Below are 14,390 nucleotides of genomic sequence, written 5' to 3'. Positions count from 1 at the left end.
GTCGGTTCGCTCATCAACTGGTTGAACCCAGCATGACAACGGGACGTTGATACTGATCGCCACGGCAGATCTTTTCGATGATGAAAAGCAGCGTGATCGCCGAACCAATAGGGAGTGGAAGATAGTTTTCCCCGGCAGTCAAAATGGGGAATTCCGCCACGGGTTGTTGCCATAACTCGTAACAGAGCGTCGAGCCGTACCAAAGAATAAAAATACTGATCGCCAGCAGCATCAGATCGGCGCCAATAAAACAGATCCGCCGCCCCATTTCACCAAGACGATCGGTCACCATGCTGACAGCAATATGCGACCCCGCGCGGTAACTGACCGCCGCACCGATAAAGGTGAACGTCACCATACATAATATGGCGACTGGCTCCGGCCATGACAGTGCACTGTTCATGACATAGCGCGCAAATATCCCTACGGGTATAACCGCCACCATCACCAATAAAGCCAACCCGGCAATCCACATTGAAATTCGGTACAGCACATCCATTACCGATGAATAACATTCACCCATCATTATCACCTCGACGAATAACTGATTCAGGCGGATGACCTCCGTCACCCGCCTGACGAATTACTTCACATCCTGAATTCGCTTGATCAAATCCTGGTGGTCTTTACCGTATTGATCCCGGACAGGCTGTGTAGCTTTATAGAAATAGTCCGTATCGATATCATGAAAGTTCACACCATTCGCCTTCATCGTCTCCAGTGATTTCGCGTTATATGCTTCCCAGAGTTGACGCTGCTCCATTTGCGCTTCTTTCGCCAGTTTAATAATTAATTCCTGATCTTCTTTTTTCAGCTTGTCCCACTTGGCTTTTGAAAACAGGAACAGTTCAGGAATAATGAAATGCTTACTCCAGGTGTAATTTTTGGCAACCGGCAGATAGTTATGTGCAACAAAGGTCGGTGGGTTATTTTCCGTGCCATCGATAACCCCGGTCTGCATCCCGCTGAACACCTCGCTGGTCCCCATGGCGATCGCATTCGCGCCCATCGCTTTTAACGCATCGAGCGATACCGGGCTGGTCTGAACGCGGATTTTCATCCCTTTCAGGTCTTCCGGTTTCACGACCGGATCCTTGGTAATCAGGTTACGCGTGCCGGCATCCATCCAGCCGAGAAACACCAGTCGGGACTGACTGTTTGCGGTCAGCCTGTCGCCAATTTCCTGACCAATCGCCCCGTCCAGCACTTTGTGCAGGTGATCTTCATCACGGAAGATATAGGGCAGCGTAAAGACGTTAATCTCTGGCAATATTGCGGCAACTGGAGACATCGACACGCGGATAATATCGATCGCGCCCAGTTGCGCCTGTTCAATCATCTGCTTTTCATCGCCCAGCACACCGCCCGGGAAGGTTTTAATATCCAGACGCCCGTCGGTAGCGGCGCTGAGTTTTTCGCCCATATGCTTCACCGCGACCACGTTCGGATAATCCGCCGGATGGACATCGGCCGCACGCAGCGTTTGCGCAGACGCCGCCTGAGCCGCCATCACTAAAGCAGTACCCATGCACAGGTTTAACAACGTTTTGGTCAGTTTCATTTTTCCATCTCCAGAGGTTTATAATTTTCATTAATACAAACGACTTGCAGGATAGAGGACTGCCTTAATTAAAAGGGACAGTAAGGAATGACGTTACCCAGGCAGACTCGTCGGTGTAACAAATTATTACGATGATTATGTTCATAAAATGACGACGGATGGAATTTTTTTTAGCACGCTGTTTCATTTTTGCAATGAAGGTCTTTTTCCTGGAAAAAAGATGTTCTGAAGAGGCCTAAAATTGTGATCAACCACACCTCTTTAGTTTTTCAAAAAAAATAAAACACGATGGAGGGAAAGAATATATTCTTGCGCGATGAAAAGAAAAATGGCTGCCGAAGCAGCCATTATTTTTTTACTGCCAGCCGTAGCGGCGGCTATAAAAACCTTTGACCAGTTGCGTTAACGTCATATATCCCGCCAGAATCGCCACCAACCAGGGGAAATAACTCAGCGGTAACGCCTGCAATTGCAGATAACCTGCCAGCGGTGAGAACGGCAGCGCAATTCCCACAACCATCACCACCAGCGTCATCAGCATCAGCGGCCAGGCGGCGCGACTCTGAATGAACGGTACACGACGTGTACGAATCATATGCACAATCAGCGTTTGCGACAGCAGTCCCACCACAAACCAGCCAGACTGGAACAGCGTTTGCGCCTCCGGCACGTTGGCGTGAAATACCCACCACATCAGACAGAACGTCAGAATGTCGAAGATGGAGCTGATCGGGCCAAAGAAGAGCATAAAGCGACCTAAATCCGCCGGATTCCAGCGCTGTGGTTTTTGGATCTGCTCATCATCAACGTTATCAAACGGGATCGCCACCTGGGACACATCATACAACAGGTTCTGAATCAGCAAGTGCAGCGGCAACATGGGCAGGAACGGCAAAAAGGCACTTGCCACCAGTACACTAAAGACGTTGCCAAAGTTAGAACTGGCGGTCATTTTGATGTACTTCAACATATTGGAGAACGTACGGCGTCCTTCAATCACGCCCTCTTCCAGCACCATCAGGCTCTTTTCCAGCAGGATGATATCGGCCGCTTCACGGGCGATATCAACCGCACCATCCACCGAGATGCCAATATCCGCCGCACGTAGCGCTGGCGCGTCGTTAATTCCATCGCCCATAAAGCCCACCACGTGCCCTTCACGCCTGAGTAGCCGGACGATCCGCTCTTTATGTATCGGCGTCAGGCGTGCGAACAGCGTAGTATGCTGAGCCAATGCGGCCAGCGCGTCGTCGCTCATACCTTCGATCTCATTGCCGACAATCACCTCTCCGGCGTCCAGGCCTACCTCATGACACACCTTCGCGGCCACCAGCTCGCTGTCGCCGGTCAGGATCTTCACCGTGATGCCACTGGCTTTCAGCGCCTTCAGAGCAGGCGCGGTCGTTTCCTTCGGCGGATCGAGGAAGGCGATATAACCCTCAAGGATCAGATCGGCTTCATCAATGCGTTGGTAATCACCTTCCCGTGCCGGCAGGTATTTGGTCGCCACGGCGACAACGCGCAGCCCCTGACGGTTCAGCGTATCGGTCACGCGCTTAACCCGGCGCAGCATGTTGTCATCGAGTGGGACAATTTCGCCGTTATGACGCACCTGCGTACAAACGCTGATGATCTCCTGTAACGCGCCTTTGCACACCAGTTGATGCACATCCGTCGCTTCAGCCACCACCACCGACATCCGACGACGCTCGAAATCAAACGGGATCTCATCAATTTTCTGCCAGCGGGTAGACAACGTGCGCGCAGCTCCTTCATCCACGCCTTCCAGCACGGCGGTATCGAGCAGGTTTTTCAGTCCGGTCTGGTAATGGCTGTTCAGCCATGCAGCATGCAGAACGCGCTCACTGGGCTTGCCGGAGATATCCGTATGATTCTCCAGCACGATTTTATCCTGGGTCAGCGTGCCGGTTTTATCCGTGCACAGAACGTCCATCGCGCCGAAGTTCTGAATGGCATCCAGATGTTTGACGATCACTTTTTGCTTCGACAGTTTCACCGCACCGCGCGCCAGCGTCGAGGTGACAATCATCGGCAGCATTTCCGGCGTCAGGCCCACGGCGACAGAGAGCGCAAACAGCGCCGCTTCCCACCAGTCGCCTTTGGTATAACCGTTGATGAGCAGCACCACTGGCGCCATCACCAGCATAAAGCGGATCAACAGCATACTGACGCGGCTGATCCCTTTCTGGAAAGCGTTTTGCTCGCTTTCCTGTTCGCTGACGCGGCCCGCCAGTTGACCAAACCAGGTATGCGCACCGGTGGCGATCACCATCGCCTGCGCCGTGCCGCTCACCACATTCGTCCCCATAAAGCACAGAGTGTCGCACTCAAGCGGGTTGCTCTGACGGGTTTCGCGGGTATGCGCGACTTTCTCCACCGGCAGCGATTCACCGGTTAACGACGCCTGGGCGACAAACAGGTCTCGCGCCTGAATGACCCGCAGATCGGCGGGGATCATGTCCCCCGCCGACAGCTTGATGATGTCACCGGGCACCAGTTGATCGCCTGGCAGCTCAACCCAGCCGTTTTCTCCTTTCTCATTGATGACCCGCAGCACCGTCGAGGTGTTGCTGACCATCGCTTTCAGCGCATCAGCCGCTTTAGTGGAGCGTGCTTCCTGGACAAAGTTAAGCAGCGTGGAGATCGCCACCATCAGGGCGATCACCCCGGCCGCGAACAGATCTTCCGTGGCATACGAGATCGCTCCCAGAAGGGTCAGCAAGATATTGAAAGGGTTGCGATAACAGACCCACAGGTGTTTCCACCACGGTGACGGCTTCTGGGTAGGCAGAAGGTTTTCACCGTGCTTTTCGCGGGCGGCGTTCACCTCTGCCGTATTGAGTCCTTCCGGATGCGCATCAAACGTTTTCCATAACGTCTTTTCATCCATCACGGCCACTTTCAGGCAATGCTCGCTCAGCGTTGAAGGTATCGCGCCGACCGCAAGGGTTTTTGCGTCAGGCAACGGATCGCGATGCACCAGGCGAGCGGGCAGATGGCGGCCAAGCCGGGCAAACAGCTGGCGAGTGATATTTTTAAACATAGGCAGTCCCTCCGCGCCTACAAGACGGGCGCAGAAATATCCTTCAGGCGTGGCAAAGCCTTACCTGACAGGTACATAATTTTTAAACAGGGACGTTAATGCGTCACTGTCTTACATCACCGGTAAGACAGCGAAAGGCAGGCTTACCGGAAAGCGCGTGTTCTCCATTTCGGGAGAGGGGTGGGATCGGGATCCATAAAGCCTCCGGTAATTGAATGAGTTAGCCCACAAATTATAAGTTGTAGATCATAATATTTGTGGCATTTATAGCGTTATAATAACCCCCGGTAATTAAACAAAACATATACACAAAATTATTCGGCTTGCATCCGGCAGAAATGAATAAACGGCACAGAGGCAGCGTGAAGGATGATGTGTATAAACCAGACTTTGCCCATTGAGGTTTCTATAAGTAAAGTTACCCTCTTATCATCTTTTGCTGCGTACCACGGGAAAACAGGATGCAAAATCGGCTGACTATTAAAGACATCGCCCGCTTAAGCGGCGTGGGGAAATCCACCGTTTCCCGAGTGCTGAACAACGAAAGCGGCGTCAGTGAACGGACTCGCGAGCGTGTCGAAGCAGTGATGAATCAGCACGGATTTTCCCCCTCCCGTTCAGCTCGCGCCATGCGCGGCCAGAGCGATAAAGTGGTCGCCATCATTGTGACCCGCCTCGACTCCCTGTCAGAAAATCTTGCCGTACAGACGATGCTGCCGGTGTTTTATGAGCAGGGATACGATCCGATCATGATGGAAAGTCAATTTTCCCCGGAAAAAGTGGAAGAACACTTAGGCATGCTGAAACGCCGTAATATCGACGGTGTGGTGTTGTTCGGTTTTACCGGCATCACCGACGCGATGATCGCCCCGTGGCAGGCATCGTTGGTGCTGCTGGCACGCGATGCGAAAGGCTTTGCCTCCGTCTGCTACGATGACGACGGGGCGATTAAAATCCTGATGCAGCGCCTGTACGACCAGGGACATCGCAACATCAGTTTTCTCGGTGTGCCGCACAGTGACGTCACCACCGGGAAACGCCGCCATGACGCCTATCTCGCGTTTTGCAAACAGCATAAGTTGCATCCCGTCGCGGCCCTGCCGGGTCTGGCGATGAAGCAAGGCTATGAGCATGCCGCAAGCGTCATCACACCAGACACGACCGCGCTGGTCTGCGCCACGGATACTCTCGCTCTCGGTGCCAGTAAGTATTTGCAGGAACAGCGGATCGATAACCTGCAACTGGCGAGCGTCGGTAATACGCCGCTAATGAAATTCCTGCATCCGGAGATCGTCACGGTCGATCCTGGCTATGCTGAAGCCGGACGTCAGGCGGCGTCCCAGTTGATCGAGCAGATCAACGGACGCAGCGATCTGCGCCAGATCGTCATTCCATCCACCCTTTCCTGAATCATTGCCGATCGCTTTCTGAACGATAATTTGTGATCTTCGCTGCGTTTCGGGAACGTTCCCATTTTTAAAATTTTATCCCGGATATACTCTGTGGCCATCGCATAACCCCCTTTCACAATCATCGCCACGAGGCTTCATGATGAGCAAAGTTAAACAAGCGGATATTGACCGGCTGATAGAGCTGGTAGGCGGGCGAGAGAATATCGCCACAGTGAGTCACTGTATTACGCGCCTGCGCTTTGTACTGAATCAGCCAGCAAACGCCAGACCGAAAGAAATTGAAGCCTTACCGATGGTCAAAGGCTGCTTTACCAACGCCGGTCAGTTCCAGGTGGTCATTGGCACCGAGGTCGGCGAATACTACAAGGCGCTGCTGGCCACCACCGGGCAGGCGCACGCCGATAAAGAGCAAGCGAAAAAAGCGGCTCGCCAGAACATGAAATGGCATGAGCAGTTGATCTCTCACTTTGCTGAAATCTTCTTCCCACTGCTGCCGGCGCTAATCAGCGGAGGTTTGATCTTAGGTTTCCGCAACGTCATTGGCGACCTGCCGATGAGCAACGGCCAGACGCTGGCGCAGATGTATCCGGCGCTGAAAACCATTTATGACTTCCTGTGGCTGATTGGCGAAGCCATCTTCTTCTATCTGCCGGTGGGTATCTGCTGGTCGGCGGTGAAAAAAATGGGCGGCACGCCGATCCTCGGCATCGTGCTTGGCGTCACGCTGGTATCACCACAGTTGATGAACGCGTATCTGTTGGGGCAACAGATACCGGAAGTGTGGAACTTCGGCCTCTTCACCATCGCGAAAGTGGGCTATCAGGCACAGGTCATTCCGGCGCTGCTGGCCGGCCTGGCGCTGGGCATGATTGAAACGCGCCTGAAACGCATCGTGCCGGATTATCTGTACCTCGTTGTGGTACCGGTGTGTTCATTGATCCTCGCAGTCTTCCTCGCCCATGCGCTGATCGGTCCGTTTGGCCGCTTAATTGGCGACGGTGTGGCCTTTGCGGTTCGTCATCTGATGACCGGCAGCTTCGCGCCGATTGGTGCCGCGCTGTTCGGCTTCCTGTACGCCCCGCTGGTGATTACCGGTGTGCATCAGACCACGCTCGCCATTGATATGCAGATGATTCAAAGCATGGGGGGAACGCCGGTATGGCCGCTGATTGCCCTGTCTAACATCGCGCAGGCGTCTGCGGTGGTGGGCATTATTATCGCCAGCCGTAAACAGAACGAACGCGAGATATCTGTTCCTGCCGCGATCTCCGCCTATCTCGGCGTCACAGAGCCCGCGATGTACGGTATCAACCTGAAATACCGCTTCCCGATGCTCTGCGCGATGATCGGCTCCGGTCTCGCCGGCCTGCTCTGTGGCCTGTACGGGGTAATGGCAAACGGTATCGGTGTCGGCGGCCTGCCGGGCATCCTTTCCATCCAACCGACTTACTGGCAGGTATACGCCGTCGCGATGGCGATTTCCATCATCATCCCGATTGTCCTGACCTCGTTTGTTTACCAGCGCAAATACCGTCAGGGCACGCTGCAGATTGTCTGATTTTATTCGGGGCGCATTTGCGCCCCTCGCATAACCAGGAATTGACTATGAATACCCTTCCCCACTGGTGGCAAAACGGCGTTATCTACCAGATCTACCCAAAGAGTTTTCAGGATACGACCGGCAGCGGCACTGGTGATTTACGCGGCGTGACTCAGCGCCTCGATTATCTGCATAAACTGGGCGTGGATGCTCTCTGGCTGACCCCGTTTTATATCTCACCGCAGGTGGATAACGGCTACGATGTCGCTAATTACACCGCTATCGATCCCGCCTACGGAACGCTGGATGACTTCGATGAGCTGGTGACCCAGGCGAAAGCGCGCGGCATTCGCATTATTCTCGACATGGTGTTTAACCACACCTCCACGCAGCACGCCTGGTTTCATGAGGCGCTCGACAAAAACAGCCCCTATCGCGAGTTTTACATCTGGCGCGACGGCACGCCCGATACGCCGCCAAACAACTGGCGTTCCAAGTTTGGCGGCAACGCCTGGCAATGGCACGCACAGAGTGAACAGTATTACCTGCACCTCTTCGCCCCGGAACAGGCGGATCTGAACTGGGAAAATCCCGCCGTCCGCGCCGAGCTGAAAAAAGTTTGCGAATTCTGGGCCGATCGCGGTGTGGATGGCCTGCGCCTGGACGTCGTCAATCTGATTTCCAAAGATCAGCGCTTCCCCAATGATCTGGACGGCGACGGTCGTCGTTTTTATACCGATGGGCCTCGGGCGCATGAATTTCTGCATGAGATGAACCGCGACGTTTTTACGCCGCGCAAGCTGATGACGGTCGGTGAAATGTCTTCCACCACGCTGGAACATTGCCAACGCTACGCCGCGCTGGACGGTAGCGAACTGTCGATGACCTTTAATTTTCATCATCTGAAGGTCGATTATCCCGATGGGGAGAAATGGACGCTGGCAAAGCCCGATTTTGTCGCACTGAAGACCCTGTTTCGCCACTGGCAACAAGGGATGCACAACGTCGCGTGGAATGCGCTGTTCTGGTGTAACCACGATCAGCCGCGCATCGTGTCGCGCTTTGGCGACGAAGGGGAATATAGGGTTCCCGCAGCCAAAATGCTGGCAATGGTGCTGCACGGTATGCAGGGGACACCGTACATCTATCAGGGGGAAGAGATCGGCATGACCAATCCTCATTTCACCCGGATCACCGACTATCGTGATGTGGAAAGCCATAACATGTTTGCTGAGTTGCGGGCAAAAGGTCGCGATGCCAATGAACTGCTGGCAATCCTCGCCAGTAAATCCCGTGACAACAGTCGTACGCCAATGCAGTGGGATAACCGTAAGAACGCGGGTTTCAGCCAGGGCGAACCGTGGATCCCGTTGTGCGATAACTATGGTGACATCAACGTGGAGAACGCGCTCGGCGATAATTCATCGGTGTTTTACACCTATCAACGGCTGATTGCGCTGCGTAAAGCAGAACCGGTGTTGAGCAGGGGCGACTATCATGATCTGTTGCCGGACAGCCCACATCTCTGGTGCTACCGCCGCGAATGGCAGGGACAAACGCTGCTGGTCATTGCCAATCTGAGCGGTGAATGTCAGGCCTGGTGCCCGGAATCATACCGCGGCAACTGGCAGGTGCTGATGCACAATTATGATGAAGTTTCACCACAGCCGACGGCGATGACGCTGCGTCCTTTCGAAGCTGTCTGGTGGTTACAGAAGTAATCAGTTGAGCACCTCTTGCCCGGAGAAGGACGCCTTTCCGGGCAGAATGCCTGGTTTGCCTTAGCTGACTGTTTTTGCTGAATAAATAATCAGATTTTTCTCTATCACAATTTACAATCGCTATAACGCCCGCCAACTGTACGCTCTGCTTTTTACCTTGCGCTATATCAAAAAAATCGCAAACACTTTTGATGCAAATCACTATATATAGAACTTAAAATGCAATCCGCCCCAACATGTTGTATTAATCAACTACATTTAAAACAACGATGATGTCCACAGTCAGGGTGACTTTGTGGATAACATGGGACTGGATTACGGGAAGTGATTGGATAGAGAGATGAATAACCATATCAATGCTTCCCGAGCCTCTGTGGATAACCTGTTCTTATACATTATGGAGTGATCATGACACCGCATGTGATGAAACGAGATGGCTGTAAAGTGCCGTTTAAATCAGAGCGCATCAAAGAAGCCATTCTGCGTGCAGCTAAAGCAGCGGGAGTCGATGACGCAGATTACTGCGCCACCGTCGCAGAAGTCGTTAGTAGCCAGATGGACACGCGTAGCCAGGTCGATATTAATGAGATCCAGACGGCGGTTGAAAACCAACTGATGTCAGGCCCTTACAAGCAACTGGCACGCGCCTACATTGAATATCGCCATGACCGTGATATTCAGCGTGAGAAACGCGGTCGTCTGAACCAGGAAATTCGCGGCCTGGTGGAGCAAACCAACTCCGCGCTGCTCAATGAAAACGCCAATAAAGACAGTAAAGTCATCCCGACCCAGCGCGACCTGCTGGCCGGTATCGTCGCCAAACACTACGCCCGCCAGCATCTGCTGCCGCGTGATGTGGTACAGGCGCACGAGCGAGGTGATATTCACTATCATGATCTCGACTATTCCCCGTTCTTCCCGATGTTCAACTGCATGCTGATCGATCTCAAAGGGATGCTGACGCAGGGCTTTAAGATGGGTAACGCGGAGATCGAGCCGCCAAAATCAATCTCTACCGCTACCGCCGTGACCGCGCAAATCATCGCGCAGGTCGCCAGCCATATTTACGGCGGCACCACCATTAACCGTATTGATGAAGTACTGGCGCCATTCGTGACAGCCAGCTTTAACAAGCACCGTAAAACGGCGGAAGAGTGGCAAATTCCGGATGCCGACGGCTACGCGCATTCCCGTACCGAGAAAGAGTGCTACGACGCCTTTCAGTCTCTGGAATATGAAGTCAATACGCTGCATACCGCCAACGGCCAGACGCCGTTCGTGACCTTTGGTTTCGGCCTCGGTACCAGTTGGGAATCACGCCTGATTCAGCAGTCCATTCTGCGTAACCGCATCGCCGGTCTGGGCAAAAATCGCAAAACCGCCGTGTTCCCGAAACTGGTGTTTGCGATCCGCGACGGCCTGAACCACAAATTTGGCGATCCGAACTACGACATTAAACAGCTGGCGCTGGAATGTGCCAGCAAGCGCATGTATCCGGACATCCTGAACTACGATCAGGTCGTGAAAGTCACCGGTTCGTTCAAAACCCCGATGGGCTGCCGCAGTTTCCTCGGCGTATGGGAAAACGAGAAAGGCGAACAGATTCACGATGGGCGTAACAACCTCGGCGTGATCAGCCTTAACCTGCCGCGTATCGCGCTGGAAGCGGGCGGTGATGAGCCAACGTTCTGGAAGCTGCTGGACGATCGCCTGACGCTGGCGCGTAAAGCGCTGATGACCCGTATCGCCCGTCTGGAAGGCGTTAAAGCCCGCGTCGCGCCGATCCTGTATATGGAAGGTGCCTGCGGCGTACGTCTGAAAGCCGATGATGATATCGCGGATATCTTCAAAAATGGTCGCGCGTCAATCTCACTGGGTTATATCGGTATTCACGAAACCATTAACGCCCTGTTTGGCGATACGCATCTGTATGACAGCGAAGTGCTGCGCGCGAAAGCGGTTGCCATTGTTGAGCATCTGCGTCGGGCCGTCGATAAGTGGAAAGAAGAGACCGGCTACGGCTTCAGCCTGTACAGCACGCCGAGTGAAAACCTGTGCGATCGCTTCTGCCGTCTGGATACCGCCGAGTTTGGCGTTGTGCCTGGCGTTACCGATAAAGGCTACTACACCAACAGTTTCCACCTTGATGTAGAGAAGAAGGTAAACCCGTACGACAAAATCGATTTCGAAGCGCCTTATCCGCCGCTGGCGAGCGGCGGCTTCATTTGCTATGGCGAATACCCGAACATCCAGCACAATCTGAAAGCGCTGGAAGATGTCTGGGACTACAGCTATCAGCATGTGCCGTATTACGGCACCAACACGCCAATCGATGAATGCTATGAATGCGGCTTTACCGGTGAGTTCGAGTGCACCAGTAAAGGCTTCACCTGTCCGAAATGTGGTAACCACGACGCCGCACGCGTGTCCGTCACCCGCCGCGTATGTGGTTATTTAGGCAGCCCGGATGCGCGTCCGTTTAACGCCGGTAAGCAGGAAGAAGTGAAGCGTCGCGTTAAGCATTTAGGGAATGGGCAGATCGGGTAATTTCCGTTTGCAAAGGCCGTAGGCCTGATAAGACACCATCGCGTCGCCATCAGGCATCACAATGTTGCCGGATGACGGTGCAAGCACCTTATCCGGCCTACATTCTTTCTGGACATCCTCTATGCAATATCATCAGTACTATCCCGTCGACATCGTTAATGGTCCCGGTACACGCTGCACTCTGTTTGTTTCAGGGTGCGTACACGAATGCCCCGGTTGCTATAACAAAAGCACCTGGCGGCTGAATTCCGGTCAGCCGTTCACAAAAGCAATGGAAGACCAGATCATAAACGATCTGAACGACACGCGGATCCACCGCCAGGGGATCTCCCTTTCCGGCGGCGATCCGCTTCACCCACAGAACGTACCGGATATTCTAAAACTGGTGCAACGCATTCGCGCTGAATGTGCGGGCAAAGATATCTGGGTGTGGACCGGCTATAAACTAGAGGAGCTCAACACCGCGCAAATGCAGATTGTGGATCTCATCAACGTGCTGGTCGACGGCAAATATATGCAGGATCTGAAAGACCCGGCGCTGATTTGGCGCGGCAGCAGCAACCAGGTTGTCCATCATTTACGGTAAACACTATGGCGGACAGCATCTGCTTTCCGTCTTTCCTATCCCTCCCATCAAAAACGACTCACGCACTCCATCGCCACCGCTTTAAACTCGGCGAAGTTCTGGCTGCCGCACAGTCGCGTCATGGCGCGTTCACGCAGGAAAGTGACGAAAATATCGTAGATGGCCATGGCCTCTTCATACTCGCTTTTACTGATAGCGAGTAAAAAGATGACGTGCGCGGTTTCGTCACCCCAGGCGATGCCCTGCGGGGCGAGCACCGTGTAGACCACCGTTTTTTTCGCCAGTAGTCCGAGCGCGTGCGGCAGTGCAATGCTGTCACCGAGCATCGTGCTGACAATCGCTTCACGTTCTACTACCGAGTCGAGGAATTCCGCGTCGACAAACCCTTCACTCTGCAACTGATCGCACAAGGTTTTAAACAGCGTCTGCTGGTCTATTTCGCCTTCGATAATACGAAAATGCGCGGCATCGAAGTATTTGTTCAGCATCCATGGGCGGGTTCTGTCCACCAGCACCAACTTACCAATTTGCTCCAGTTGATAGTCAGTGGGGAACGGGGCAATCTGCACGACCGGCTTGTCTTTCTCACCGATCCGCGCGGTGGCGATCACAAAGTCCTCTGCGATACTTTCACGCTGTTCGTAATCGCGCAGCGTCAGCGTGTTTACAATCTCAATCTGTGGATATTTGCGCGCCAGTACCGCTTCAATCATCCGCACCATCGCATTTCCTGCGTCACAAACCAACAGAACTTTTGGTTGCCGCTGGTAGCCGATGTTGTAACTACGCTCAAGCCCAACGCCGATATGCAACACCAGAAAGCCGATCTCATTTTCGCTGATAGCGTAAGGGGTGTACTTGCCCCAACTGGAGACCGCCGCCAGCGTCATATCCCATGCCATGGGATAGTGCTGCTTGATGTTCTCCAGCAGCGGGTTCGGAATCATGATCTGATAGCGTACCCGGGTGATCATCGTTTTGATATGGGTGAGCAAATCCGCATGAAGCTGCTTATCATTCAACAGGTTATAATTATACTGACTGTTGATAAACCGCAGGATGTAATTGACCAGCGCTTCTTCATCGTCGGCATTGATGGCACTGGGAGCGATCTCCTGCACCTGCCGCGCCGCGATATGCACCTTCAGCCAGTTCTCTTCTGACGCGGACAGCGGATGATTTGCCAGATGCTGCACGACAGCCGCAATCTCACGCGCTGCCAGGCACACGTTCTCTTCCACCTCTTCGTTGGTGAATTCCGACAGCGGATACCCTTCGCTGATACGGCGTACCGCGACCGCGCAGTACAGGCGTAAAAACAATTCGCCTTCGTCAGTCAGGCGTATATGGAAGCGGTTGAAGATCTCCTCAAGCAGAGGTTGAAGCTGAGACGGTACCCCGGCATATAGCGCCTCTTCGGTCACCAGCGGGTTGGCAGGATCCTGCTGCGCCAGCGTCCAGAGAAGGTCGGTCAGGCAGGCGCGGATCGCCATCTCGCTGCCGAACAATTTCATGCCATGTCGTGGACGTGTTTCCAGCGTCAGGTGATAGCGTTGCAGCCATTCCCGCACTTCTGTCATGTCGTTTTGCAAGGTCGCCCGACTGACAAACCATTCATCAGCTAAATCTTCGAGTTTGAGAGAAAAGGCGGATGTCAGAAAGCGCACCATCAGATAATGCACTCGTTCCTGGCTGGTGCGCGGAATTCGCAGCGCGCTGGGCTGCTGCGATTGCAGAGACTGAAAGCTTGCCAGGTCATCGATCCTGAGCTGATAACCGTTGCCCCGGCTAAGGATAAACTGCGCGCCGTGCTGAGTCAGCAGGGCGTTGAGCGCAGTAATATCGGCACGAACAGTTCGAGTGGAAACCGACAACCGCTGCGCCAGCTCATCCTGCGGCAGCGTCTCGTTTTGCAACATAGTAAACAGTTGCGCCAAACGTTGGTTGGGGAATCGCACA

General features: G+C 53.7%; 10 protein-coding genes. 5 read left to right on the top strand and 5 right to left on the bottom strand.

Annotation, left to right across the window (positions count from 1 at the left end; translation table 11 throughout):
• Positions 1–13 precede the first annotated feature (13 nt).
• The 4 genes from KE671_RS01585 to mgtL all read right to left on the bottom strand — a co-directional run bounded on the left by KE671_RS01585 (position 14) and on the right by mgtL (position 4,822).
• A complete protein-coding gene (locus KE671_RS01585; RefSeq protein ID WP_206161891.1) occupies positions 14–523 on the bottom strand; it encodes a TRAP transporter small permease in 510 nt (169 codons plus the stop codon).
• A 60-nt stretch (positions 524–583) separates the two neighbouring features.
• Positions 584–1,561 carry a TRAP transporter substrate-binding protein gene (locus KE671_RS01580; RefSeq protein ID WP_206161433.1) on the bottom strand — a complete coding sequence of 326 codons (978 nt, stop codon included), beginning with the start codon at positions 1,559–1,561 and terminating at the stop codon, positions 584–586.
• 355 nt (positions 1,562–1,916) lie between these two features.
• Positions 1,917–4,625 (bottom strand): magnesium-translocating P-type ATPase, encoded by a 2,709-nt coding sequence (gene mgtA / locus KE671_RS01575; RefSeq protein WP_206161432.1) that lies wholly within the window; start codon positions 4,623–4,625, stop codon positions 1,917–1,919.
• Positions 4,626–4,768: 143 nt separating this feature from the next.
• On the bottom strand, positions 4,769–4,822 hold the full coding sequence (gene mgtL / locus KE671_RS23000; protein WP_206161890.1) for a mgtA regulatory leader peptide MgtL: 54 nt from the start codon (positions 4,820–4,822) through the stop codon (positions 4,769–4,771).
• A 264-nt stretch (positions 4,823–5,086) separates the two neighbouring features.
• On the opposite strand from mgtL, the gene treR reads away from it, so the two are divergent.
• From treR to nrdG, 5 genes are all read left to right on the top strand, one after another.
• Positions 5,087–6,034 (top strand): trehalose operon repressor TreR, encoded by a 948-nt coding sequence (treR, locus tag KE671_RS01565; RefSeq protein WP_206161431.1) that lies wholly within the window; start codon positions 5,087–5,089, stop codon positions 6,032–6,034.
• Positions 6,035–6,176: 142 nt separating this feature from the next.
• Positions 6,177–7,595 (top strand): PTS trehalose transporter subunit IIBC, encoded by a 1,419-nt coding sequence (gene treB, locus KE671_RS01560; RefSeq protein ID WP_206161889.1) that lies wholly within the window; start codon positions 6,177–6,179, stop codon positions 7,593–7,595.
• Positions 7,596–7,642: 47 nt separating this feature from the next.
• Positions 7,643–9,298: an alpha,alpha-phosphotrehalase gene (gene treC / locus KE671_RS01555; protein WP_206161430.1), complete on the top strand. Its 1,656-nt coding sequence runs from the start codon at positions 7,643–7,645 to the stop codon at positions 9,296–9,298.
• A gap of 408 nt (positions 9,299–9,706) precedes the next feature.
• Positions 9,707–11,845, top strand: coding sequence for an anaerobic ribonucleoside-triphosphate reductase (nrdD, locus tag KE671_RS01550; RefSeq protein ID WP_206161429.1), 2,139 nt, complete (start codon positions 9,707–9,709; stop codon positions 11,843–11,845).
• Positions 11,846–11,966: 121 nt separating this feature from the next.
• Entirely contained in the window at positions 11,967–12,431 is a 465-nt protein-coding gene (gene nrdG, locus KE671_RS01545) for an anaerobic ribonucleoside-triphosphate reductase-activating protein (protein ID WP_206161428.1), read from the top strand.
• Positions 12,432–12,478: 47 nt separating this feature from the next.
• Here the strand turns inward: nrdG and KE671_RS01540 are convergent, their stop codons facing one another.
• Complete coding sequence (locus KE671_RS01540) at positions 12,479–14,389, bottom strand: BglG family transcription antiterminator (RefSeq protein ID WP_206161427.1); 1,911 nt, start codon at positions 14,387–14,389, stop codon at positions 12,479–12,481.
• Between the last annotated feature and the right edge of the window lies 1 nt (position 14,390).

This window comes from Citrobacter amalonaticus (assembly GCF_018252635.1).
GTDB lineage: Bacteria > Pseudomonadota > Gammaproteobacteria > Enterobacterales > Enterobacteriaceae > Citrobacter_A > Citrobacter_A amalonaticus_E.
Note: the sequence above shows the minus strand (reverse complement) of the source record. Positions and strands in the feature narration are given on the sequence as shown.